At 70.3% G+C, this 23,602-nt stretch carries 17 protein-coding genes; 9 read left to right on the forward strand and 8 right to left on the reverse strand.

All coding sequences use genetic code 11. The features are described 5' to 3' along the window. Nucleotides 1-50: 50 nt before the first annotated feature. The 4 genes from KHU32_RS03130 (at nt 51) to KHU32_RS03145 (ending at nt 3,599) form a co-directional block, all read left to right on the forward strand. Nucleotides 51-1,139: a GGDEF domain-containing protein gene (locus tag KHU32_RS03130; RefSeq protein ID WP_213668567.1), complete on the forward strand. Its 1,089-nt coding sequence runs from the start codon at nt 51-53 to the stop codon at nt 1,137-1,139. Between the two features lie 75 nt (nt 1,140-1,214). Continuing rightward, the gene (locus KHU32_RS03135) at nt 1,215-2,186 is read left to right on the forward strand and encodes a Bug family tripartite tricarboxylate transporter substrate binding protein (RefSeq protein ID WP_213668568.1); all 972 of its coding nucleotides are present in this window, start codon (nt 1,215-1,217) and stop codon (nt 2,184-2,186) included. A gap of 142 nt (nt 2,187-2,328) precedes the next feature. Further along, entirely contained in the window at nt 2,329-2,967 is a 639-nt protein-coding gene (locus tag KHU32_RS03140; protein ID WP_213668569.1) for a hypothetical protein, read from the forward strand. Continuing rightward, nucleotides 2,964-3,599 carry an HAD family hydrolase gene (locus KHU32_RS03145; RefSeq protein ID WP_213668570.1) on the forward strand — a complete coding sequence of 212 codons (636 nt, stop codon included), beginning with the start codon at nt 2,964-2,966 and terminating at the stop codon, nt 3,597-3,599. Before KHU32_RS03140 ends, KHU32_RS03145 begins: the two co-directional genes overlap by 4 nt. A gap of 126 nt (nt 3,600-3,725) precedes the next feature. On the opposite strand, the gene KHU32_RS03150 is transcribed toward KHU32_RS03145, so the two are convergent. Further along, nucleotides 3,726-4,427: a response regulator transcription factor gene (locus KHU32_RS03150; protein WP_131550464.1), complete on the reverse strand. Its 702-nt coding sequence runs from the start codon at nt 4,425-4,427 to the stop codon at nt 3,726-3,728. A 140-nt stretch (nt 4,428-4,567) separates the two neighbouring features. After that, the gene (locus tag KHU32_RS03155; RefSeq protein ID WP_213668571.1) at nt 4,568-5,410 is read right to left on the reverse strand and encodes an AraC family transcriptional regulator; all 843 of its coding nucleotides are present in this window, start codon (nt 5,408-5,410) and stop codon (nt 4,568-4,570) included. 56 nt (nt 5,411-5,466) lie between these two features. Between KHU32_RS03155 and KHU32_RS03160 the strand changes: the two genes are divergently transcribed. The 5 genes from KHU32_RS03160 to KHU32_RS03180 all read left to right on the forward strand — a co-directional run bounded on the left by KHU32_RS03160 (nt 5,467) and on the right by KHU32_RS03180 (nt 11,285). Continuing rightward, nucleotides 5,467-6,189 carry a HugZ family pyridoxamine 5'-phosphate oxidase gene (locus tag KHU32_RS03160; protein WP_213668572.1) on the forward strand — a complete coding sequence of 241 codons (723 nt, stop codon included), beginning with the start codon at nt 5,467-5,469 and terminating at the stop codon, nt 6,187-6,189. 163 nt (nt 6,190-6,352) lie between these two features. Continuing rightward, nucleotides 6,353-7,945 (forward strand): phosphoenolpyruvate carboxykinase (ATP), encoded by a 1,593-nt coding sequence (pckA, locus tag KHU32_RS03165; protein ID WP_213668573.1) that lies wholly within the window; start codon nt 6,353-6,355, stop codon nt 7,943-7,945. A gap of 114 nt (nt 7,946-8,059) precedes the next feature. Beyond that, complete coding sequence (locus KHU32_RS03170) at nt 8,060-8,458, forward strand: DUF2237 family protein (protein ID WP_213668574.1); 399 nt, start codon at nt 8,060-8,062, stop codon at nt 8,456-8,458. A 288-nt stretch (nt 8,459-8,746) separates the two neighbouring features. Next, the gene (locus tag KHU32_RS03175; protein WP_213668575.1) at nt 8,747-10,165 is read left to right on the forward strand and encodes an MBOAT family O-acyltransferase; all 1,419 of its coding nucleotides are present in this window, start codon (nt 8,747-8,749) and stop codon (nt 10,163-10,165) included. A 7-nt stretch (nt 10,166-10,172) separates the two neighbouring features. Next, nucleotides 10,173-11,285, forward strand: coding sequence for an alginate O-acetyltransferase AlgX-related protein (locus KHU32_RS03180; protein ID WP_213668576.1), 1,113 nt, complete (start codon nt 10,173-10,175; stop codon nt 11,283-11,285). A gap of 6 nt (nt 11,286-11,291) precedes the next feature. Here KHU32_RS03180 and KHU32_RS03185 read toward each other — a convergent pair whose 3' ends face one another. From KHU32_RS03185 to KHU32_RS03210, 6 genes are read right to left on the reverse strand one after another with little or no spacing between them, the layout of a single operon-like run. Next, complete coding sequence (locus KHU32_RS03185; protein WP_213668577.1) at nt 11,292-12,077, reverse strand: GDSL-type esterase/lipase family protein; 786 nt, start codon at nt 12,075-12,077, stop codon at nt 11,292-11,294. Beyond that, nucleotides 12,035-15,937 carry a cellulose biosynthesis protein BcsC gene (locus KHU32_RS03190; protein ID WP_213668578.1) on the reverse strand — a complete coding sequence of 1,301 codons (3,903 nt, stop codon included), beginning with the start codon at nt 15,935-15,937 and terminating at the stop codon, nt 12,035-12,037. Before KHU32_RS03190 ends, KHU32_RS03185 begins: the two co-directional genes overlap by 43 nt. 28 nt (nt 15,938-15,965) lie before the next feature. Then, nucleotides 15,966-16,658 carry an ABC transporter permease gene (locus KHU32_RS03195; protein ID WP_213668579.1) on the reverse strand — a complete coding sequence of 231 codons (693 nt, stop codon included), beginning with the start codon at nt 16,656-16,658 and terminating at the stop codon, nt 15,966-15,968. Next, nucleotides 16,655-17,641, reverse strand: a complete 987-nt coding sequence (locus tag KHU32_RS03200; protein ID WP_213668580.1) for an alginate O-acetyltransferase AlgX-related protein — start codon at nt 17,639-17,641, stop codon at nt 16,655-16,657. Before KHU32_RS03200 ends, KHU32_RS03195 begins: the two co-directional genes overlap by 4 nt. 40 nt (nt 17,642-17,681) lie before the next feature. After that, nucleotides 17,682-22,319, reverse strand: coding sequence for a UDP-forming cellulose synthase catalytic subunit (gene bcsA, locus KHU32_RS03205; RefSeq protein WP_213668581.1), 4,638 nt, complete (start codon nt 22,317-22,319; stop codon nt 17,682-17,684). After that, nucleotides 22,316-23,113: a cellulose synthase operon protein YhjQ/BcsQ gene (locus KHU32_RS03210; protein ID WP_213668582.1), complete on the reverse strand. Its 798-nt coding sequence runs from the start codon at nt 23,111-23,113 to the stop codon at nt 22,316-22,318. The genes bcsA and KHU32_RS03210 overlap by 4 nt, the downstream gene beginning before the upstream one ends. Between the last annotated feature and the right edge of the window lie 489 nt (nt 23,114-23,602).

The following is a 23,602-nucleotide window of genomic DNA, read 5'->3' on the forward strand; positions in this document are numbered from 1 at the left end:
TTCACCTTCTCGCGGCAATCTCGCCGCGGAACGAACCGGACCGAGCCGAGATGCCACCCTCCCCTGTCGCAGCCGCGGCACTGTCCGACGGCACTGCCCGACGGGATCCGAATCTCGTCCTCGCCCACGCGGCCATGGCCTCGATGCAGCGGCAGGGGCTTTCCCCCACCCCGGCCAATTACCTCGTCTGGTTCGGCTATCACGACGGCGCCGAGCCCGGGCTGCGGGAGGCAATCGACGCCGGGCTGGCCGGCGGCGGGCGGATCACCCAGTCCCTGATGGACGAGCTGCGCGCCCGCTTCTTCGATGCGGGCCGGGAGGCGGTGTCGCTGCACGAGATGTCCCGCCGGCTCGAGGAGGCGGTCGGCGAGGCGGTCGGCCTGATGGACGGCGCGCGGGAAGCCGCCTCGCGCTACGGCGGCTCGCTGCGCGCGGCATCGGACGGGCTCACGGACGAGCCGGAGGCGCTGGGCGCGGTGCTGCAGCGCCTGCTGGCCGATACGCGCGAGATCACCCGCCGCAGCGATGCCGCCGCCCGCCGGCTGACCGAGACCGCGCTGCGGACGCAGGAGCTCCGGGCCGAGCTCGCCGAGGCGCGGCGCCTCGCCACCACCGATCCCCTCACCGGCCTCGCCAATCGCCGCGGCCTGGAGGAAGCGATGCGCAGCGGGCTGGAGAACGCCGCGACGGCGCCGCTGACCCTCCTCCTGCTGGATGTGGACCACTTCAAGGCCGTGAACGACGCACATGGCCATCCGGCCGGGGACCATCTGCTGCGCCTGCTCGCGGAGACGCTGCGAGAAGCTCTCGAGACGCTTCCGCATGGAGGGGAGGCGCTGCCCGCCCGCTTCGGCGGTGAGGAATTCTGCGTCCTGCTGCGCGGCGCCGGGCTGAAGGAGGCCACGGGCGCAGCCGAGGCGATCCGCCTGCGCATCGCCGGCGCCTCCCTTCTGCTTCGCCCAGCGGGGCCGCGGCTTGGCGTCACGGTCTCGCTGGGCATCGCCATGGCCCTGTCGGGCGACGGCCCCGCCCAGCTGATCGAGCGCGCCGATGCCGCGCTCTACGAGGCCAAGCGCAGCGGCCGCAACCGCGTCTGCACCGATCCCTCCCTGCCCAGGGCCGGCTCCATCTGGGGATGACCGGAAGGCAATGACCATCTTGGAAGGCCGCGATCCTGCCTTCATGATGGGCAGCTATTCCGGAGAGATCGACACATGCTGCCACGACGCAACCTGCTTCGAACGGGCGCCGCCATGGCCGCCGCGCTGCCGGTCGCCGCGCAGGCGCAGGGCTTTCCCGACCGCTCCCTCCGATGGGTCGTCGGCTATCCGCCGGGCGGCGCCTCGGACACCTTCGCGCGGCTCATCGGCGCGAGCCTCGCGACCCGGCTCGGCCAGAGCGTGGTGGTGGAGAACCGGCCCGGCGGCGGCGCCGTGCTGGCGAGCGAGATCGTCGCCCGCTCCGCCCCCGATGGCTACACCTGGCTGCATGTCGACAACGGCATCCTGACCTACAACCCGGCGCTCTATTCGCGCCTGCCCTACAACCCCGACACCGATCTCACCGGCATCGGCTTCATCGGGCGCTTCCCGCTCTACATCGTCGTCCGCACCGAGAATGCGCCGACGGATTTCGCCGGGCTCCTCGCCGCCTCGCGCCAGAAGTCGATCACCTACGGCACGCCCGCCGTCGCCTCGCCGCATCACCTGGCGATGGAGCTGGTGCGGCGGCGCACGCAGATCGACGTGACGCATGTTCCCTATCGCGGCGGCCCCGCCGCCATGCAGGACCTCCTGGCCGGCCAGGTGGATTGCGTGGTGATCGACACCGCGACCGGCCTGCCCTTCATCCGCGACGGCAAGGTCCGCGCGCTCGCCGTCCTCACCGAGGCGCGCACGCCCGGCGCGCCCGAGGTGCCGACCATGGCGGAGCTCGGCTACCCCAATACCGTCGCCTATGGCTGGCAGGGGATGAGCGTGCCCAGCGCCACGCCCGCGCCTATCGTGGCGCGCCTCTCCGCCGCGATGATCGAGGCGATCCAGTCGCCCGAGATCACCTCCCGCATGCGCGGCCTCGGTGTCGACTACCAGCCCTGGACGCCGGTGCAGTTCGCGGAGTTCGTCGCGGCGGAGAATGCGCTCTGGCGCCCGCTGATCCGCGAGCTCGGCATCCGGCTGGACGGCTGAACCGGCACGCCTGTGCCTGCCCGCCCGGCGGGCATCCCCTTCGACGGCCTCGCCGCGAGGGGGTATCGCCCCCGGCAGGCGCAACGGTGTCCGGCCCACGCCCGCGAGGCCCGGCCGGACGTCAGGGAAGGAGCAGGTTTCGGTGTCGGTTTCCCAGCATGATGCGGGTGGTCTCTTCACCCACCCGAAAGAGTTCCTGACGGCCAACCTCCTCTGCATGCGCGGCAGCCTTCCGACGGTGGCGGGCGTCCATAACTTCTCCTTCAGCAACGTGACGGCGGAGCTGGGCTACACCTGCAGCCGCAAGTCGAAATACTTCTGGAAGAGCGACCACTCGATCAACGTCTGGGACATCCGCCACGTGGCGAGGGGTGGCAGCGCGGCCTTCCACCTGCCCTACGAGCCCGGGCAGATGAAGCGGGCGATCCTTCCGAACGAGGCCATGCTGATGTTCACCTCGGAGATGACCGGCTGCACCTTCGGCATGGCGACCTACCGGGACGGGACCATCGAGATCTGCCATGCCAATTACCAGACGAAGAACGGCCACCTGGATACCGCCCGCCTCTCCCGCGAGACGGCCTGGTGCGCGAAGCGCCTGGAGGATCATCGCTACCGCGAGACGGTCCGGGGCAGGGCGGTGCCCAACCTCGCGCGGCAGGCGCGGATGGGCGCGACGGTGATCGGCGTGCGCAGCCCCCGCGGCTGGACGGTCTATGCGCAGCAGTGGGAGAATCTCGATGGCACCAACTTCAAGTATCTGGACCTGATCGAGCTATGAACCGTCCTTCCTGGGTCGTCTTCGATGTCGGCGGCGTGCTGGTCGACGAGGCACGCCTCATCCGCGGCTGGGCCGGTGTGCTGGAGCTGGGCGAGGCCGCCTTCACCGAACGGCTGCGCGAGGGCATCGCGGCGGAGAAGGGGATCGGCGGCACCATCCGCGAACTCGCGCCGCAGCTGGACATCAAGGCGCACCGCGCGCGCCTCAACGGCCTGGAGATCCCGGGCGAGGCGGACCTCTATCCGGATGTGCGGGCGGGGCTCGCGGCGCTGCGGCAGGCGGGCTTCCGCGTGGGCATCGCGGGCAATCAGCCGGCCGGCGTGGCCGAGGCGCTGCAGGCCTTGCGCCTCGAGGCGGATTTCATCGCCACCTCGCACCAATGGGGCGTGTCGAAGCCCGATCCGCGCTTCTTCGACGAGGTGCTGAAGGCGACCGGCGCCGCGGCCTCGGAGATCGCCTATGTGGGCGACCGGCTGGACAACGATGTCGAGCCCGCGCGCGCGGCGGGAATGCATCCGGTCTTCATCCCGCGCGGCCTCTGGGGCGAGGTGCACGACGCGCGCGTAAGCGGCGTGACCCGCATCACCTCGCTCCCCGAATTGTGCCGCTGCTTCGAAGCCCCCAACGGGTAGCGGCGCGCCATCGAAGAATCCGGCCGCACAGCGGCCGGCGCCGCCCGCTCAACTTCCCGGCCCGGGCGCTACCGCCGCACGACGAAGCCAGCCGCGCAGAGCGCGCGCCCGGTGCCTGAGGGCAGGCTACTGCTCCTTGTAGCGGTAACCGATGCCGTAGAGCGTCTCGATCTGCGCGAACTCGTCATCCTGCGCGCGGAACTTCTTGCGGACGCGCTTCACGTGGCTGTCGATCGTGCGGTCGTCCACGTAGATGTTCTCGCCATAGGCCGCGTCGATCAGCTGGTCGCGGTTCTTCACGAGGCCGGGGCGCAGCGCCAGCGCCTTCACCAGCAGGAACTCCGTGACGGTGAGCTGGATGGGCTTCCCCTTCCAGATGCAGGTGTGCTTCGTCTCGTCGAGCGTGAGGTCGCCGCGCACCAGCAGCCCGCCGGCGACGACGCCGCTGCTCTCCTGCTTCATCGCCTCGTTCCGGCGCAGCAGCGCGCGGATGCGCTCCAGCAGCAGGCGCTGGCTGAAGGGCTTGGTGATGTAGTCGTCGGCGCCGAGGCGCAGGCCCATCAGCTCGTCCACCTCCTCGTCCTTGGAGGTGAGGAAGATGACGGGCATGGCGCTGCGGGCGCGCAGGCGCTGCAGCAGCTCCATGCCGTCCATGCGCGGCATCTTGATATCCAGCACCGCCAGATCCGCCGGCTTGCCCATCAGGCCCTGCAGCGCGCTCTCGCCGTCGGTATAGGTTCGGACCTGGTAGCCTTCCTGCTCCAGCGTCATGGAGACGGAGGTCAGGATGTTGCGGTCGTCGTCCACGAGCGCGATGGTCTGCGGCATGGGGTGGCTCCTTGGCGCCCGGTCGGGGCCTGATCGCACCGGGGGATCCCGATGCCTGAATCGCCCCCTAGATACCCGGCGACGGGGGCGTAAGACAGCCCGTCCCGCAACCGATTCGCCACTCCCTTGGCATCAGGCCCCTACCTCGGCTTCAGGGGAAGCAGAATGTCGGTCAGCCATTCGGCGGGCGGCAGGCTCCGGCAGTCGTTGAGGTAGTGCTCGAGGGCCGGCTGGTCGGCCGGCTCCTCGCCGCTCGCCGGCAACCATTCGCCATAGAGACGGTCATAGGCGCCCTCGAGCTCGCTGTAGGGCCCCTGGAACCGGAGCCGGGCGCAGCGCAGCGGCGGCAGGGACAGGGCCTCGACTCCCTCTCCCAGCGGCGTGCCCGCCGGGACGGTGAGGGCCGCGCGGGAGCGGAGCTGCTCCGCCGGCACCGTGTGCGGGTCGTCCCAGTAGAGGCCGTAGAACTTCGTCTCGGGCCCAATGAGCCCCTGGCCGCCCGCCCAGGCGGCCAGCCGCTCGAAGGCGCCGCCGATCTCGGTATAGGCCCCGCGATGGGCCAGCGTGGCGAGATGCATCGCCGGGAGGTCGGTGAATGTCACGTCGGTCATGTCATGCTCCTGGACGGCGCCGATGCCGGCGCGCTGGCGATAGGCGCCCGGGGGCAGGCCATGGGCCTCCCGGAAGGCGCGGGTGAAGGCGGCGACCGAGCCGTAGCCGGCCTCGCGGGCGATGCGGCCCATCGGATGGCCGGTGCGCAGCAGCGCCGCCGCGGCGCGGGAGAGGCGCAGGCGCGTCAGCGTCTCGGCCGGCGTCTCCCCCATCATCGCGCGGTAGACGCGGTGGAAGTGGCAGGGCGAGAAGGCGGCGACGCCGGCCAGCTCCTCCAGGCTCGGGGTCCGGTCCAGCCGTTCCGACAGGTGCCCGACGACCCGGCTGATGCGGGCGGCGTGGTCGGTGAGGGTCGTGGTCTTGATCGGCATGGACGTTGTATGCCGCAGGCCGGCTTGATCGCGCTTGCGAAGTTGAGGACCGGACCATGACCGACGAGGCGGGCTTCGAGGCCCGGAAGATCATCCGCGCGGCGCGGGCCGCGACCCTGGCGACGCAGCTCGAGGGCCAGCCCTTCGCCAGCCTGGTCACGCCCGCCTGCGGGCCGGACCTCGCGCCCCTGCTCTGGATCTCCACCCTGTCGGCCCATACGCGGCAGCTGATGCGCCAGCCGCGCTGCGCCCTGCTCTTCACGGGCCCCGCCCAGGACGCCAATCCGCAGACCGCGCCGCGCGTTACCCTCACGGGAATCGCCGAGCAGATCGAGGACCCGAAGCTGAAGGCGCGCTGGCTCGCCCGGCATCCCTATGCCGCGATCTATGCCGATTTCGGCGATTTCGCCCTTTGGAAAGTGAAGCCCGGCGAGGCCCTGCTGGTGGGCGGCTTCGCGCGCGCCAAGCGGCTGCGACTGGCCGAGCTGCTGCCCGATCCGGCCGCGGTGGAGGCGGTGGCGGCCGCAGAGGCGGAGATCCTCCAGCACGTGAACGACGACCATGCCGATGCCGTCGCCGCCATCGCGCAAGGCCTGCTGGGCGGCGGATCTGGGGCGTGGCGGCTCACCACGGCGGATGTCGACGGGCTGGATTTCGCGCTGGGGGAAACCGTCCTGCGGCTGGATTTCACGGCGCCTGTCGACGGGCCCGAGGGCATCCGCAAGGAGCTGATTCGCGCGGCGCGCCTGGGCCGCGCCAGCAATGCTGCATCGCAATAAAGGGCTCGGTCACGTTTTTTGCGACAAATCCCGACTCGCGTCGGTTGATTCTCATTGCCACCAGGGCTTAGCCGCCCTAATTCCGTCGCAAGTCTCGTCGAAACAGCCCGGGCCGGGGTCGCACGCGATCGATCCTGGCTGCTCGCTTCTCTGGGAACCCCCTATGACCGCACCCCTCGCCGGTACCGGAATCACCTCCGCTCACTCCGTCCATGCCAACCTGACCGCGGCCTCCCTGGTCCAGCAGGCCATGGTTCGCCAAGAGGGTCGCCTGTCGGCCGACGGCGCCTTCATCGGCCTCACCGGCCAGCACACCGGCCGCTCCGTCGCCGACAAGTTCGTGGTGGACGAGCCCGAGACGACCGCTCAGATCTGGTGGGGCAAGGTCAACCAGAAGCTCGACGCGGCGAAGTACGAGGTCTTCCTCAAGCGCGTCCGCGGCTATCTCGGCAGCCAGAAGGAGCTCTTCACGCAGGATCTCTATGCCGGCGCCGACCCGAAGTTCCGCATCAAGGTGCGCCTGGTCACGACCAATGCCTGGCACGCCCTCTTCGCGCGCAACATGTTCATCCGCCCGGCCGAGGCCGAGCTCGCGGGCTTCACGCCCGACTACACGATCCTGCATGCGCCCGAGCTGGAATCGGTTCCCGCCGAGGATGGGGGCCGCCCCGGCTCGACGACGCTGATCGGCCTGTCCTTCGCCCAGAAGATCATCGCGATTGCCGGCACCAGCTACGCCGGCGAGATCAAGAAGAGCATCTTCACCGTCATGAACTGGCTGCTGCCGGCGCAGGGCGTGCTGCCGATGCATTGCTCGGCCAATGTGGGCAAGGAAGGCGACACGGCGCTGTTCTTCGGCCTGTCGGGCACCGGCAAGACCACGCTCTCCTCCGATCCTGAGCGCGCGCTGATCGGCGATGACGAGCATGGCTGGTCGGACAAGGGCGTCTTCAACTTCGAGGGCGGCTGCTACGCCAAGGTCATCAAGCTGAGCCAGGAGGCCGAGCCGCAGATCTGGAACGCCTCGCACCGCTTCGGCACGGTCCTGGAGAACGTGGTGGCCGACAAGCACGGCCGCCTGGACCTCGAGGACGGGTCGCTGACCGAGAACACGCGCTCCTGCTACCCGATCGAGTTCATCCCGAACACGCAGCCGGGCGGCATGGGCGGCCTGCCGAAGAACGTGGTGATGCTGACGGCCGACGCCTTCGGCGTGCTGCCCCCCATCAGCAAGCTGACCCCGGCGCAGGCCATGTACCACTTCATGTCGGGCTACACGGCCAAGGTGGCGGGCACCGAGAAGGGCCTGGGCAAGGAGCCGCAGGCAACCTTCTCCAGCTGCTTCGGCGCGCCCTTCCTGCCGCGCCACCCCGAGGTCTACGGCAAGATGCTGGCAGAGCTGATCGCCCGCGACGGCGCCCAGGTGTGGCTGGTCAACACCGGCTGGACCGGCGGCTCCTACGGCACGGGCAGCCGCATGAGCATCCAGCACACGCGCGCCCTGCTGCGCGCCGCGCTGGACGGCTCGCTCGCCCAGGTCGAGTTCGTGCAGGAGCCCTTCTTCGGCCTCGCCATTCCCAAGGCGGTGCAGGGCATTCCGGCCAATGTCCTCAACCCGCGCGATTCCTGGGCCGACAAGGCGGCCTATGACGCCACGGCGAAGAAGCTGGTCGGCCTCTTCGAGAAGAACTTCGAGACCTTCGCCGGCGCCGTGAGCGAGGATGTGAAGGCCGCGGCCATCCGGGCCGCCGCCTGATCTCCTGCCTCCGGGCGGCGGTCCCGCCGCCCGGGCTGCGCGCCGTGGAAACGGCGCCGATGACGATGGGGGGTGCGGGCCCCCTCTTCCGCCCCCGCTGGATGGGATGGTGACATGCCTGACGGTTTCATCCCCCGCCGCGAGGAGCGGCCCGTGGCCCGCAACGTTCTGGGCGGCGTGCTGCTCCCCTGCAGCATGGCGCCGCTGACCGGCTGGTTCCGTGACGGCTGCTGCAACACCGGGGAATCCGATACCGGCCTCCACACCATCTGCGTGGAAATGACGGCCGAATTCCTCGCCTTCTCCCAGGAGAGGGGCAACGACCTCTCCACGCCGCGGCCGGAATACGAGTTCCCCGGCCTCAAGCCCGGCGACCGTTGGTGCCTTTGCGCCGCGCGATGGGAAGAGGCGCGCCGCGCCGGCAAGGCGCCGCGGGTCGTGCTCGCCGCGACGCATGAGGCGACACTGCTGGTCGCGGACATCGCCCATCTACGGGCGCATGCGACGGCCTGAGCGACGCTCCTTCCTCGCTCCGCTTGCGCGGTACGCCTCCGGAATACATGCCTTTTCCTGCATCCCGCGACCGCCGGGGACAGCATGGGCACCCCCTGAAAGTTTAAGGCCTCGTGGGTTCCACGGTTGTGGCCGCGCGGCATTGCGCAACCCGAGTCGGCGATGCTAAGGCCGAAGAAATTCTCCTATGAATTGAGGCAGGACCATGCGCCGCGCAGCTGAACGCATCGTGGCCTCCGGAGGAGCGATGCGGTCCCGATCCTTGCCGCGCAAGGAAGGCCGCGACGCATGATCTTCGCCTCCTTCGAGTTCCTCTTCCTCTTCCTTCCCGTCTTCTTTTTCCTTTATTTCCTGACGCCGGCCCGGCACCGCAACTGGACCATCCTGATCCTCTCCTGGGCCTTCTATGCCTGGTGGCGGGTGGATTTCCTGGGGCTGCTGGTCTTCGTCACGGCCTTCAGCTTCGTCACCGCCCGGCTGATTGATCGCCTCCCGCCCGGGCCAGCGAGGAACCGGCTGCTGGCCTTCGGCCTCACCGTCATCCTGGGCGTGCTGGCCTATTTCAAATACGCCAATTTCGGTGTGCAGACCTTCAATGACGCGGTCACCGCGCTGGGCCTGACGCCCACGGCCTGGTCGGAGATCATCCTGCCGATCGGCCTCTCCTTCTACGTGCTGCAATCGGTCAGCTACCTGGTCGACGTCTGGCGCGGCACCGTTCCGGTCAGCCGCAGCTTCGTCTCCTACGCGGCCTACAAGGCCATCTTCAGCCAGCTCATCGCCGGCCCCATCGTGCGCTACGCCGAGCTCCAGGAGGACCTGAAGCACCGCGTCCACACGCTCGAGAAGTTCGGGCTGGGCGCGCGGCGCTTCATGATCGGCTTCTGCATGAAGGTGCTGATCGCCGACACCATCTCGCCCATGGTGGACGCCGTCTATGCGCTGCCCAATCCCAGCATGGCCGACGCCTGGGCCGGCGCCGTCGGCTACACGCTGCAGCTCTTCTTCGACTTCGCGGGCTATTCGGCGATGGCCATCGGCCTCGCGCAGATGTGCGCCTTCCGCTTCCCGGAGAACTTCAACAATCCCTACCTGTCGGGGAACATCCAGGAATTCTGGCAGCGCTGGCACATGACGCTGAGCCGCTTCCTGCGCGACTACCTCTACATCTCGCTCGGCGGGAACCGGAAAGGCTCCTTCCGCACCTATGCCAACCTGCTACTGACCATGGTGATCGGCGGCCTGTGGCACGGCGCCAACTGGACCTTCATCTTCTGGGGCTTCTGGCACGGCAGCCTGCTCGCCCTCCATCGCGCCTGGCGCGCCGCCGGCAGGGGCCCGATGCCCTACCTGCCCGGCCATCTCCTGCTGATGCTGGTAGTGATCCTCGGCTGGGTCGCCTTCCGCGCGCACGACATGGGCAATGCGCTGGCGATGTACGGCGCCATGTTCACGCCCGGCAGCCTCAGGGTCTCCGACGAGTTGGCCTGGCAGGTGACGCCGGACCAGTGGTGGTGCCTGCTGATCGCGACGGTGCTGGTCTATCTGCCGCTGCTGGGCGAGCACCTTCCCTTTCTGCGGGCACCGCAAAGCATGGGCGCCTTCTGGCGCTACGGCTGGGCCGCGGCGCCCCTGGCGGGCTTCGTGCTGGGCATGATCCTGCTCTACAGCCGCGCCGCCGTCCCCTTCCTCTATTTCCAGTTCTGAGGGCGCGATGCGGATTCGGAACTGGCTTCGCAAGATCGCCCTCTGGCAGGCCGTCATGGTCATCGCCATCCTCGCCTGGGGCTTCTCCGAGGGGCTGCGCGCCATCGCCCTCCCGGCGGCGCAGCAGCGTCTGCAGCCCACGCTGACCGGCGAGGCCTTCATCGCCGGGCGGACGGCCGCGGCGATCAACCACATCATGGCCCACAACCTGCCCATCGACCCCTGGGCGCGCGCGGCCGGCGGCCTGTTCCGCTGGGGCTTGTTCCGCTCCGGCGGGCCGCAGGTGCGTGTGGGCTGCGACGGCTGGCTCTTCCTGAACGAGGAACTCCGCCCCTGGCCCGATGCCGAGGCCGCGATGGGCGAGCGCGTCGCGGCGCTGGCACGCATCCGCGACCGGCTGGCCGCGCGGAACATCGCCCTGCTGGTGGCGGTGGTGCCGGACAAGGCGCGGGTGCATGGCGACCGGCTCTGCGGCGCGCCGCTTTCCGCCCAGGCGGCCGCGCGTCACGACCGCTTCCTCGCCGCGCTGGAGGCTAGGAACCTCTCCCCCCTGCCGCTGCTGGCGCCGCTGCAGGCCCTGACCGCCCGGCAGGACGCCTATTGGCGCACGGACACCCATTGGAACCAGGACGGCGCGGCCACGGCCGCCCAGGCCATTGCCGCCCGCGCGGCAGGCCTCACGCTGGACCGGCCCGGCGGCTTCACCACGACCCGCGACGTCATCCTGACCCCTGGCCCGGGCGACCTGCTGCGCCTGATGGGCCTCGACATCCTGCCCGACGGGCTGCGGCCGCCGATCGACCGGCAGTACCTCGCCCATACCCGCGAGCCCGAGGCCTCCGGTGGCCTGCTGGACGACGATGCCGGCGCGCCGCAGGTGGCGCTGATCGGCTCCTCCTATTCGGTGAACGCCAATTTCCACGGCGCCCTGCAGGAGGCGCTGGGCACCAGGGTCACGAATCTGGCCCGGGCGGGCGGCGGCTTCTCCGGCGCCGCCTCGGACTATTTTTCCGGCGCGACCTTCCGCGAGAGCCCGCCGCGGCTGGTCATCTGGGAAATCCCGGAGCGGGTGATCGGCCAGCCCGTCACGCCTGAGGAGCGGGCCTTTCTCGAGCGATAGGCCGCGTCAGCGCAGCGTGTCGCGCAGGATCGGCTCGATCGCCGTCGAGAGAATCGCGTAGCCGACCATGGTGAGGTGGAGCGTGTCGAAGGACACGTAGTTGCCGAGATTGCCCGCCCCATCGAGCAGCAGCGGGCCAGGATTGGCGAAGACGACGCGCCGACCATCCGCACAGGAGGCAATGAGGCGGTTGGTCTGCTCGACCAGCGGCCGCACCGGATCGGCCGTCGTGGTCCCGCGCGGCAGGATGCCCAGCAGCAGGATCCGCGACGTCGGCGAAAGCTGCTGCAGCTTGGCCACGATGGCGCCGATGCCCGCCGCGGTATTCTCCGGCGTCGAGCCGTAGCCGAGATTGTTCGTGCCGATCATCAGCACGATGAGCTCGGGGCGCAGCCCGTTGGGCCAATGCCCGTTCTCCAGCCGCCACAGCAGGCCCTGGGTCGCGTCGCCGCCCAGGCCGAGGTTCAGCGGCGCGCGATGCCCGTAGAACTGCTGATAGATCTGTGCCTGCCAGCCCTCGATGATGGAATCGCCGAGGAAGACCAGCCGGCTATGCGATACATTGGTCTGCCGCAGCCGCGCCGTCAGCGCGTCGGCGCCCACCCCCCAGGGCGGCCAGGGTTGCCGGCTCGCCTGCGCTTCCGCCGGTAGCGCGAGCCCCCGGTGCGGCGCCGGGCATGCCGCGAAGGCGGGCAAGGCGAGCCCGGCGGCCAGGGCGGCGGCCGTGAGCCACAGCCGCATCCCCTGGCTCACCAGACCGGCCGGGTCGAGCCCTGCGGGAGCTGAACCCATTCCGGCCGTCCCTGCCGGTAGCTGCTCTGGATGGGGTCGTTCACGTTCGGCCGCGGATAGGCCGCGCCGTCATAGAAGGGCTGCAGATCCGCCCGCGGCTGATCCAGGCGCCAGCGGAGGTAGAAGAAGCCCGCCGCCTCGTCCCAGTTGCCCACCCGCTCGTAGCGGCCGGCCGCGCCCAGGCGCAGGTTCGGCGTGAGCGCGTATTCCAGGTTCGCGAAGATCGAGCCGGTCGGTCCCGTGCTCCGGTAGCCCGCGACGCGCGTGGCGAGCGAGCTGTCCAGCGCGGCCGCCTGCTCCAGCTGCGCCTGCATGGCGGCATTGGTGGGGAAGACCGCGCTCGAGCTCGTGCGATAGGCCTGGTAACCAGCCCCGCCCACCGTGCGGAAGGACCAGTCGCCCCAATGGCCGATATACTCGGCCTGGACCTGGCCCTGCAGGCTCTGCTGCGGGCTGAAGTAGCCGCCATGGCCGAAGGTGAAGCCGCTCAGATTGTGGTCGTAGCCGGTGTAGAAGCCGCCGACGCCCAGGGTCAGGCTCTGGTTCCGGTTGCGCAGCACGTTGTAGTAGGCGCCGACCGAGGCCTCGATCCGCTTGTTCGACTGCACGTTCTGGCCGTCGATCGAATAGCCGCCGACCCCGGCATAGGCGCCCCAGCGTCCGCCCGGCGTGTATTCCAGCTGCACCCGGCCGCCGGTCCGCACCACGCCGCCCCAATTCGTCGGCCAGTTGCGCTCGCGCTGGCCGGCATAGGAGAGGATGCTGTCCGTCATGGCGCGGCGCTCGAAGGTCATGCGCACGCGGAACTGCTCGTTGATGCGCGGCACGACTTCCACGCCGCCCACCACGGTGGGGTTGGCGAAGCCAAGCGGCGTCGAGCCGATATCGGCGCGGAAGTTGTTGCGCAGATAGGTCAGCCGCAGCGCCGCGCCGTCGACCGCCGCATTGGGCCGGCGGAATTCCGACTGCGGCAGCAGCGGGTTGGTGCCGAACTGGCGCCCCGCCGCGAGGTTGTTGGCGAGACGCCCAGCATTCATCGAGACCGTGTCGAGCCCGACCACGACGCGCCCGCCGATCCCCGGCACGGGCGTCGAGACCTCGACGGGCACCACCGTCGTCGTCGCACGCGAAAGGCCGGCATCGCCCGTGCGGCTCTGGATCTGGACGCCGGCCTGCAGCCAGGTCGCCGCCTCGTCGCGGGCGCGCACCAGCTCTTCCGCGATCTGGATCGAGGTCCGGTCGGTGAGGCCGCTGGTGGTGCCGCGCCGCGTGGGGCTGAAGGCGCGGGCGGTCTGGTCCGCCTCGACGATCTGCCCGCTCTGCCGCAGGTGATCCAGCCGACGCGCCGCGACCCGCTCCAGCACCTGCAGCGTGCGCACATAGTCGCCACGCGCCCGGGCCACGCGGCTTTCCGCCATCAGCACCTGGCTGTCATTGGGATGGAAGAAGGCCGTCTCGGTGAGCAGCGCATCCGCCTCGCGAAAGTTGCCCTCCGCGGTCGCGACGTCGATCAGCGCGAGGCGCGCCTGCAGGTTGCGCGGATCGCGCTCCAGCACGGCCTGCACGAGCTCCCGCGCCTCGGCGAAGCGGCGCGCGCCGACATAGAGGCGCACGAGCGCCATGTTCAGCGGCACGCTGGTCGGCTGGGCCTCGAGGTTGGGCCGCAGCGCCTGATAGGCTTCCTCCGGCGCCTCGCGGGCGTTCAGCGCATCGGCCTGCTGGACCGCGCCCTGCTCCATCACCCGCGCGAGCTCACGCCGCGTCTCGACCGGCAAGCTAGTATCGGCCGCGAGCGGATTGGCCAGCGCCGCGGCGTCCTCCATCCGGTCGGCCTCGAGCAGCGCGCTTGCAAGGTCGATGCGGTTCTGCGCCGTCGTCATCGGATTGGCGACGAGCGCCGCGCGCGCGGCAAGGCCCGCGCCGTAGCTGTCGCCGAGGCGGGCGAAGGCCCGCACCGCCGCCGGGCCGCTGGCGAAGCTGGGGTCGCGACGGCCGGCCAGGGCCAGCAGCGCCTCGCGCGCGCCCGGACGGCCCTCGCGCACCTGGTATTCGACCTGGCGCACCTCGGCCTCGCGCCGGGCATTGGCCAGCAGGCGGTTCGTGTCGCTGTTGCGCAGCCGGACCGGGATACGGTCCAGCAGGGTCAGCACGGTGCCGTAGCGCTCGTCCTCAGCCGCCAGAAGGGCCGCGGCCGTCGAGCTGTCGGCGCTGGTGTCCTGCTCCATCTGGGCCTGCAGGGCCCGGGCTTCGTCCAGCCGATCCATCGCGCGCAGCTGGCGCACGACGTCGAGCCGCACCCAGGCATTGCCAGGATCCTGGGCCAGCGCGCGCCGCAGGGCCTCCAGCCGGGCCTCCGGATCGTCCAGCAGCAGCGCGCGATCGCGCATGACGATGGCGCGCGCCTCGCCGGCGCCGGCGATGGTCAGCCCCGCCTCGCGCTGCAGCGCATCGGCCTCGGCGATCCGGCCCTGGCCGGTCAGCGCGAAATAGAGGCCCGTCTGGGCGTCGCGCAGGCTCGGCCGCAGACCCAGGGCGTTGCGGAAGCGCGTCTCGGCCGTCCCGTAATCCCGGCGCTGCAGGGCGACCTGGCCGAGGATCAACTCCGCATCCAGGCGCTGCTGGCCGCGCGCCGAAAGTCCCTGGCGCGCCAGACGGTCCGCCGCGTCCAGGTCGCCGCGTTGAAGCGCACGCCAGCCCTGGGCCGTCGGCGGCGAGACATAGCCGCCGCCGCCGGTGCCGGTCGCGCGAGTGGAATAGGGCCTGAGGTCGCCGACGGACCGCGTGAACTCCGCGGCGCGATCCGGCGCCAGGGCGACCGCGCGCTCCAGCAGGCGGCGCGCCTCGTCCATCCGGTTCTGGATCTTGCGCAGCACCGCGAGGCCCAACACGGCCTCCGCATCATTCTCGTCGAGAGCGAGGGCCGCGTTGAAGCGGCGTTCGGCCTCGGCATAATCCCGGCGGTCGATCTCCGCCCAGCCGACGATGCGCGCTTCGGGTCCAGGCGCAATTCCGCCCTGCGCGGCCTGCAGCTTCGCCTCGAGCTCGCGATCGCCGGGGAAGGCGGACAGATAGGCCTGGACTCGGACGGCCGTCTCGGCCTCGTCGCCGAGCCATAACAGCGCCTGCCGCCAGGCCTGCCGCGCCGGCTCGCGCATGGCGGGGCGTCGGGCCAGCTGCTGCAGGCGGTCGACGCCCTCGGCGCGGGTGTCCTCGCGATAGGTCAGGATCTGGGCATAGGTCAGCGCGAGGCGCGTGTCGTTCGGCGCGGCCGCGACCTGCCGGTTGAGCGCCTGCACGGCCTCGCGGTAGCCGGCCTCGGAGGACGAGGCCAGCACCTGGTAATATTCGGAGGACAGCGCCGCAGGGACGCGGCCGTCGCGGAAGACCTGGCGATAGCGTTCCACCGACTCGGCGCCGCGGCCCGCCGCGGCCAGCGCGCGCGCCGCCGCCAGGGCTTCGGCATCGTCGTTGAGAAGCCGCACGAGATCGCCGAGGCGGGTCAGCCGGGCATCCTGCGGCGCTATACGGCGGAACTGCTGCAGATGGCGCTGCGCGGCGGCGGTCTGGTTGCTGACGGCCGCCGTCTCCACCGCACCGCTCAGCGCGTCGAGGTTGTTGGGCTCCACGGCCAGCAGGCGCTCATAGGCCTGCAGGGCCCGCTCCGGGTGCCCCTGCTGCTGCCAGAACTGCGCCTGCTCCACGAGGTTGTTCGCCGCCGAGCCGCCGGAGGTGCGGACATCGGCCGGCGCCTGCGCCTGGGCCGGCACCGTCGCGGCGAGAAGCGCGGCGAAGGCCACGTAGGCGGCGGACGAACGACGAGTGTCCTGACGCGCGCCCTTACGGCTCCGGTGCGGCATCATCGGCCTTTCCTTCATCATGCCCCGCCCGTCATCGCTGATACCGTGCCGTCGTGTCGCGGGTCATGAAGCCGCGGACATCGCTGCCGGAGCCCATGAGCCAGATGCTGTACATGCCGCCCGCCTCGAGGCCCTGCAGCTCGATCGGCGCCGCCGCGCGGTCGCCGCAGCTCGCGCCGACACGCGCCGTCACCGGGTTCACGCTGCGGGCGCGGGTGCCCAGTGCCGCCACACCCTCGAAGATCGCCGGGCCCGAAGGCAGCAGCGCGAGGCTGGCGGCCGGACAATCCGGCAGGGCGTTGTAGAAGGCGATGCGCGAGCGCGTCTGGTTGAAATCGGCCGTGTCCACCACCGCGGTGGCGCCGATGCCGTCCGCCGTCCGGTGCAGCAGCACGGTGTTGAAGCTGCCAGGCTCGACCCGCAGCGTCGCGTTGCCGCGGTGCTGGCCTTCCTGGAACTCGAGCCGGAGCGTCCGGCCGGCCACGTTCTCGACCGCCGTATAGGCCATGATGCGCTGCGCCGGCTCGGTACCGAGCCGCTGTGCCGGCAGGAAGTCAGGGCGCGCCTGCACCTCGCCGCCCAGGCCGTTCACGAGGCGGAGATAGGCCGAGCCGCGCGGTGGCACCGGGTCGTAAACCTGACTCTGCGCCTGCGCCTGGAAGGCGAGGCCGGGAGCGAGGGCGAGGAATGCCGCCGCTAGCGTCGCACGAAGAAGGCGCCTCATGCCGCCACGAGCCGGCGGATCTCGGAGATAAAGGTCGTGGGCGCCATCGCCGCCTGACCCCAGGCCGGATTGTTGGTCGAGGTCACCATGTCGGGTTCCAGCAGGTTCCAGACCAGCGCGCGCGGCCGGTTGCGGCGGAAATCCTCGCTCTTGAGATATTCGAGCAGCGTGAAGTACGGGCCGACACTGTTCGGCTTCCAGGACAGCGCCACGGGGCGGAGAACCTGATTGGACAGCACGGGCTGGAAGCCGAAGCGCGGTTGCACGTTGCTGGTGCCGATGATGGTCACGTCGGTCTTGTCGTCGTCGAGCAGCGCGGCCGCGCCCTCGGGGGCGAGCACCTGCCGGATCCAGGATTCCTCGGCGCCATAGGAGGCGCGCTGCGCCTGGCCGACGTAAGGCGTGAGATCGCCCGCCGCGAGCGTCATGGCCCGCAGGTCACCGAGCCGCGTGCCCGGAAGGTCACTGCGCGGCAGGCCGAGCCGCTCGCGCATCTGCCGCGCGACCTCGATGGCCGCGACCTCGGCGCCGACCGGCGTCCAATGCGTGTCCGTCTTCCAGAAGAGCTGGCGCTCGGGCGTGCGCTGCATGACCTCACGGAAATGCGCGTCGAGATCGGGCGCCAGGGCACCCGCGCGCCGCACTTCCTCGAGGGTCACGCTGTAGCGGCGCGCAGCCTCCGGCGAAGGACGCGCGCCCGGCGCCAGGAAGCGCTGCATGAGCCGCTTGCGCGAGGGCACCAGGCACATGACGACGTCCATCCGCCCGCCGCGCAGCGCGGTGACGGCGTTGGACACCACCTGCACAGTGTCGCGCAGCGCCGCCTGATCCAGCCCGTCGATGCGGTCCCAGACCGGGAAGAGCCAGCCCTGCGTGCCGATCTGGACCAGCCCGCTCTGCTGCTGCGCGACAGCCGGTGCCGCCGCCATCGCGACGAGCGGCGCCGCCAGCAGGCCGCGACGGGGGAGACGCGCGGCCGTCATGAGCCGCGCCCCACCCAGACGCTGGATACCGGCCGGCTCGTCACGCCGAGCGCTCCCGCAGGCGCCGCACCGCACGGCGGCGCAGGATCCAGTAAAGCGGCGCCGGCACCAGGATCAGCACGACGAACAGGACGCCGAGGAGGTACCAGGGGTTGTTGCCCAGGTAGAATTCCGGCCACAGCCAGGGCGGCAGCTGGCCGACCTCGTAGGTCCGGTTGACGCGATAAGCCGCGACCCGGCCGCCCGAGAGCAGCGCGAGATCGCCCTGCACGCGCGGCACCTGCTCGGGGTCGCGCAGCGCGGCGACCATGTTCTCGAGGCCCGCCGGGCTGGAGCCCGTCAACGCCACGACCGAGCGGCCTGCGTGCAGCGGGCTCTCGAAGCCGATGAGCGCACCGAGTGCCTCGCCCGGCGCCGCCAGCTGCGCCGAGACGCGCTCCAGCTCGCCCCGGCGGTCGCCGCCGAAGAGGTTGCGGAAATCGCCCATGCCGTCGTTCAGCTGCACGGTGAGCCGATTGCCGTCGGCCCGCAGCGGGCTCGCGTCGCGCAGCAGGGTCTGCAGGGCGGGCTGCCGGCCGAGCGTGCCGATCACGATCAGGTCCTTGTCGGCATTCTCCTGCAGCGCGCCGGGTCGGATCACCTGCATGTTCACGGGCGGATAGCCGACCAGCGCCGCGATGCGGCCCGTCATCGTGAAGAAGGCTTCCAGCTCCTGCTGGCTCGGCCGCTCCGGCAGCACCACCGCCGTCTCGGAGAGGTCGGCGAACTTCGTGAAGGGGAAGCCCGAGCTCACGAAGAAGGCCAGGTTCGGCAGCGTCGTGAAGCGGTAGGCGCCCGTCAGGTCGATCGTGCTGTCCGGATCCACCGAGGCGCGGATGTCGCCCGGCACGGCGATGCAGTCGCCGCGATGCAGCGGGCGCATGTCGAAGCGCAGCTGCAGCTCGTTCTGGCCGAAGAGCATGTAGCTGGGCAGGGCGATCTGTGCCTCGTCCATCTCCGGCGAAACGAACTGCCGCTGGATCCAGCTCAGGGGCCAGGTCAGATCCGCCGCCCGCAGGGGAACGGAGCGGAGGTAGACGTCGTTGATCGCGACATCGAGGCGCGAGACCGCGACGTCCATGATCGGGCCCGGCGGGGCGCGGAAGCGCACGAGCGCGGAGAGGGCGCGCTCGCGCGGCGTGTAGAGATCGGGCGCGGTGCGGAACGGCACGGCGATCGGGCCGGGCACATAGCCGAAGGCCTGCAGCTCGGAGGGATCCATGATCTCGCCGAAGCGCAGCGGACGATCCGTGCGCACCCAGCGCGGCGCGTCATAGGCCGTGCGGGGCGGAACCAGCTGCTCCTGGATGGTCGCGATCTCGCCGGAGAGGGCCTCGCGGCCCACGCCGAGCGCGGTCGCCGCGGCCACCGCCTCCTGGCCGTTGCGGCCGGCGATGACCAGCAGCAGGCCGTGCGGGTCGGAAGGATTGGCCACGATGGCCAGCGTTGGCCCCTCGAGGCGCGGCAGCACGAGGCCCGGGATCGCATCGACGCTGGTGGTGACGACGATCGCGTTGCCCTGGGGCGGCAGGCCCGTCGCCACCGGGAAGTTGGCGCCGCGGTAGTCGGCCTGCACCGCGAACCACGAAGTTACGATGGCGGCGGAGCGCAGCGCCTCGTTGCTCGGAGTCTCGGGCAGGACGATGGGCAGCGACAGGGGCTCGCGCAGCAGGCGCGGGTCGAAGAAGGGCTCGGGCAGGCGCGCAAGGTCGCGCGTCACCGGCAGCCGCTCCAGCCGCAGCGAGAGGGTCGAGTTGTCGGAGATTGTGCTCCAGAGCAGGCCGGAGAGCGGGTCGTTGCACTCGATCGCGTAGCGGCCGGTGAAGCGGAAGTTCAGCCGGTTCACGTCGGCGAAGAAGAAGGGATTGATCGGGAATTCGAGCGGGCCGAAGGCCGGCCGCGAACGGTCCGGCTGGACGGTGCCGACGAACTGCTCGTTGAGCGTGAAGGCGATCTGGCTGAGCTCGGGAATGAGCGCGGGTGAGGTCGCGCCCTGCAAAGTGAGCCGTGCCGAGGTCACCACCTCGTCGCCGCGCACGCCGAAGAGGATGCCCTGCAGGTCGGACACGCCGCGCATCTGCATGGGGCCGCGCAGGCCGAGCTGGCGCAGCGTCCGGGTTTCGGTGCGGCCGGTGGGGGCCTCCTGGCCCTCGGCCTGCGTCGGCAAGGCGCCGTCCGTGCCAGGCGCCTGATCGGCCGGCGAAGCGGCTGTCGGCTGAGGCGAGAGGATCGGCGGTAGCAGTGGCGAGGGCGACAGCACCGGCGCCGCCGGCGAGCCAATGCCGGGCGGCGCGGGCAGCGCACCAGGCGGCGGCGAGAGCGCCGGTGCGGCCGGGGCGGCGGAGCCCGCCGGGTTCAGCGGGGAGCCGGGCGTGCGCGTCTGGCCCAGCGCCGGGCCGGACAGCATCAGCAGCAGCGCACCGCTGATGGCCGCCGGCACGCCGGGGCGGCGGGGAGCCTGGCCAGTGCCCGGGGGCGGCGCCATGGGCGGCCGGTCAGAGGGATCGGCATGCCGCCGCTGACGACGGCGGAAGCTGAACTGCGAACCACCGGAGAAGAGGCCACCAATCGACACGAATACTTCCTTCAGCGAGCGCAGCGGACGGTCGGCGCGGATGTCGTCCCAATCGACCCAGGCGTCGGCACGCCCGAGCGTCGCGATCACGATGGCGCCCTCATCGTGGATGTCCTGCGGGAGGAAGCGCAGGTTCACGCGGCCGCCCTGCCAGCGCAGCACCTCGGCCGGCACCCGGACGATCTGCGAACCGGCGTCGAGCTCCACCATCACCAGTTGGTCCTCACCGATCTGCTCGGGCGTCTCCATGCGCAGCGCAGCACCGCCGAGCGACATATCCTCCGAGATACCCGGGATGCGGCGACCGTCGGCCAGGACAATCGTGGTGCTGACTTCCGCCGCGACACGCGCGCGCTCGCGGACCTGTCGACGCTCTCGGCCGACGGCGAGGCCGGCCAGCACGGTGATGAGGCAGAAGGCCGCCCAGATGACGTTCAGCGCATAAGCCTGGAACTCCAGGCTGGACACCGGATTGGTCGAGAGGCCCCAGACGCCCAGCAGGACGCCGAAAATCAGCGCCGTGGCGAGGACCATGTTCGGCCCCACGGCCCGCAGGTCGAAATAGCCTTCCTCGAGCGTGCCGCCCTTGTCGGTGACGTTGAAACGGCCGCGCTTGGGATCAAGCAGCGTCGCAAGCGTGACCGGCAGCAGATAGACGGTCAGCACCGTCTCGTAGATCTCGGACCAGAAGGAATGGCGCACGTTCTTCTGGATGCGCGAGTTCGTCACGATCGAATGGACGATATGCGGCCCGGCATAGGCGACGATGGCCAGAGGCGACGCCGCGATGATGCTTTCGCCGAAGACGAGGAAGGCCAGCGGCGCCGTCAGGAACACGAAGCGCGGCAGCGGAAACAGGAAATGGAACATCGCCATGAAGTAGCAAAGGCGCTGGGGCAGGCTCAGGCCATGGGCGAAGAGCGGGTTCTCCAGCCGCATGATCTGGATCATGCCGCGCGCCCAGCGCATACGCTGGCCGATATGCAGCATCAGCCGCTCGGTCGCGAGGCCGGCGGCCAGCGGCACGCGCAGATAGGCCGTACGCCAGCCGAGCTTCTGCATGCGCAGCGAGCAGTGGCAGTCCTCGGTCACCGTCTCGGTCGGCACACCGCCCACGGCCTCGAGCGCGCTGCGCCGCATGACCGCGCAGGAGCCGCAGAAGAAGGTGGCGCCCCAGAAGTCGTTGCCCTGCTGGATCAGGCCATAGAAGAGCAAACCCTCATTCGGCACGCGCTGGCCGGAGGCCAGGTTCCGCTCGAAGGGATCGGGCGAGTAGAAGTGATGCGGTGTCTGCACCATCGCGAGGCCGTGGTCGCGCAGCATCCATCCGAGGCTGAGCTGCAGGAAGCCGCGCGTGGGCACGTGGTCACAGTCGAAGACGACGACGAATTCGCCGGAAGTCTGGGCCAGCGCGTTGTTGATGTTGCCGGCCTTCGCGCCCTTGTTGTCGGAACGCGTGATATAGCCGCAGCCCACCTCGGCGGCGAAGCGGCGGAAATCCTCGCGACGGCCGTCATCCAGCAGATAGACGTTCAGCTTCTCGGCCGGCCAGTCCAGCGCGAGCGCGGCGAAGATGGTCGGCCGAACAACGTCCAGCGGCTCGTTGTAGGAGGGGATGAACACATCCACGACCGGCCATTCGTCGACATTGGCCGGCATGGGCGCCGGCTTGCGCTCGAGCGGCCAGAGCGTCTGGAAGTAGGACAGGATCAGCGCGATGACCGCATAGACCTCGGCCAGGAGCAGTCCGGTGCCCAAGAAAGTCTGCAGGAAGGTGCTGAAATCCAGCGTCTCCGTCATGCGCCAGAAGATGTAGCGCAGGGAGACGATGGTAGAGAGCAGCGCCAGCAGTAGCGTCGCCGTGCGCCCGCCGAAGCGGCCGAAGACCAGGTAGAAGAAGAAACCACCCAGCGCGAAGATGATCTGCTGCTCAGGCTGCATGGGAACCGTGATGACGGTCGCCGCGGCGACCAGGCCAACAAGCGTGACCAGCCAGCCGATCCACTTGTTCCGCATGAAGGGAAGACGCGCGAGATGCTCGCGATGGGCGGCTATTTCGTTCACATGGCCCCCCGGGCGGCGAAAAGCTCGGGCGCGGCGCCCAGCGCCGCCTCGATGGCGGTGGTGGTTTCCTGCAGATCCAGGGCCGCCTGGCTGCCAGGCGCGACATCGAGCAGGAAGCGTTGCGCGGCAACCGCCTCGGCCATCATTTCCTCCCGGCAGATCGCGCCGAGGAGGCGAGGGCCGAGATGCCTCGTCAACATTTCCGAGACCGCTCTCGACAGGCGCGACTTGGGCTCGATCCCGTTGAGAATGACGCGAAGCCGACCTGCCATGAGGTTGGCTATGGTGCCGCCTCCCAGGAAGCTGCCATTGCTGATCTCCGGCACCAGCGCCGCGCTGGTGGCATCGGCCAGCAGCACAGCGCAGACCATGTTCGACATCGGGGCCAGGATGCTGAGCGCATGCGAGGCGCCGGGCGGGGTATCGGCGATCACCACGAGGTTGGGGTCGGCCAGGATCTCGCGCATCGGCGCGGCGAGAAGCTCCGGTTCCCGGTCGAGCGCCTGGGCGAGGTTGAGGGCCCCACGCACATCCGTGGCGCCATGCGGCAGGAGGAAAACGCCCGAGGACGTCCGGCGAACCAACGTCCGCCAGTCGGGTCGCTGGGGCAGCTGGCTCATGAAGCCGGAGGTGTCGGTGATCGGCAGCGCGAAGTGCAGGCGCAGCGCGTTCTGCGCATCGAAATCGATAGCCAGGACACGACGGCCTCGGCGCTGCAGCGCATCGGCAACATTCGCCGCCAAGGTGGTCTTGCCGACACCGCCCTTAGGGGACGCAAAGCAGATAAGGGGCATTATGCCTCCGGCGTCTAGAAGGGCGAAGACGACCGCGGGGCGGCGCCGAACGTATCATTGGGGGGTGCCGGCGACGGGGAGGCCCCGGCCATCGAACGGATAGCCTCACCTAATGGAAATGTCACGGCGGGATCGGCCGATTGAACTGCCCCGGCAGGCGAGGCGACTTGCTGGCGTAGCCGGGCCAACGTGCCCTCTGGCGTCGGTCGGGCGGCCACGGGCGGGGACTCCAGCGCGGCCTGGATCGAATTCAACAGGGTGAATTCCGGAACGGCAGGCCCTGCCGGCGCCACGAGGGGAAGCGGCACTGCCAGGCCGGCATCGAGGGTAGGGGCAGGCATCGGCAACGGCGCGGCCGTGACCGGGGCTGGCGGAAAGAAGCTTGGCGGAGGGATGGGTGCGGATGGAGGGGCGGCTGCCACGGCCGGCTGGACGGGAAAGGTGGGCGCCACGTGCAGGGGCGCCATCGCCGGAGGAGGCGGCGCGGGC

Source organism: Roseococcus pinisoli, from assembly GCF_018413645.1.
Taxonomy (GTDB): Bacteria; Pseudomonadota; Alphaproteobacteria; order Acetobacterales; family Acetobacteraceae; genus Roseococcus; species Roseococcus pinisoli.

What these genes read in the sequence shown, in the direction of transcription:
- pckA (WP_213668573.1), top strand. Translation starts at nt 6,353, where the DNA reads ATGACCGCACCCCTCGCCGGTACCGGAATCACCTCCGCTCACTCCGTC.
- KHU32_RS03175 (WP_213668575.1), top strand. Translation starts at nt 8,747, where the DNA reads ATGATCTTCGCCTCCTTCGAGTTCCTCTTCCTCTTCCTTCCCGTCTTC.
- KHU32_RS03160 (WP_213668572.1), top strand. Translation starts at nt 5,467, where the DNA reads ATGACCGACGAGGCGGGCTTCGAGGCCCGGAAGATCATCCGCGCGGCG.
- KHU32_RS03200 (WP_213668580.1), bottom strand. Translation starts at nt 17,641, where the DNA reads ATGACGGCCGCGCGTCTCCCCCGTCGCGGCCTGCTGGCGGCGCCGCTC.
- KHU32_RS03170 (WP_213668574.1), top strand. Translation starts at nt 8,060, where the DNA reads ATGCCTGACGGTTTCATCCCCCGCCGCGAGGAGCGGCCCGTGGCCCGC.
- KHU32_RS03185 (WP_213668577.1), bottom strand. Translation starts at nt 12,077, where the DNA reads ATGGGTTCAGCTCCCGCAGGGCTCGACCCGGCCGGTCTGGTGAGCCAG.
- KHU32_RS03130 (WP_213668567.1), top strand. Translation starts at nt 51, where the DNA reads ATGCCACCCTCCCCTGTCGCAGCCGCGGCACTGTCCGACGGCACTGCC.
- KHU32_RS03155 (WP_213668571.1), bottom strand. Translation starts at nt 5,410, where the DNA reads ATGCCGATCAAGACCACGACCCTCACCGACCACGCCGCCCGCATCAGC.
- KHU32_RS03145 (WP_213668570.1), top strand. Translation starts at nt 2,964, where the DNA reads ATGAACCGTCCTTCCTGGGTCGTCTTCGATGTCGGCGGCGTGCTGGTC.
- KHU32_RS03190 (WP_213668578.1), bottom strand. Translation starts at nt 15,937, where the DNA reads ATGATGCCGCACCGGAGCCGTAAGGGCGCGCGTCAGGACACTCGTCGT.
- KHU32_RS03180 (WP_213668576.1), top strand. Translation starts at nt 10,173, where the DNA reads ATGCGGATTCGGAACTGGCTTCGCAAGATCGCCCTCTGGCAGGCCGTC.
- KHU32_RS03210 (WP_213668582.1), bottom strand. Translation starts at nt 23,113, where the DNA reads ATGCCCCTTATCTGCTTTGCGTCCCCTAAGGGCGGTGTCGGCAAGACC.
- KHU32_RS03195 (WP_213668579.1), bottom strand. Translation starts at nt 16,658, where the DNA reads ATGAGGCGCCTTCTTCGTGCGACGCTAGCGGCGGCATTCCTCGCCCTC.
- KHU32_RS03135 (WP_213668568.1), top strand. Translation starts at nt 1,215, where the DNA reads ATGCTGCCACGACGCAACCTGCTTCGAACGGGCGCCGCCATGGCCGCC.
- KHU32_RS03150 (WP_131550464.1), bottom strand. Translation starts at nt 4,427, where the DNA reads ATGCCGCAGACCATCGCGCTCGTGGACGACGACCGCAACATCCTGACC.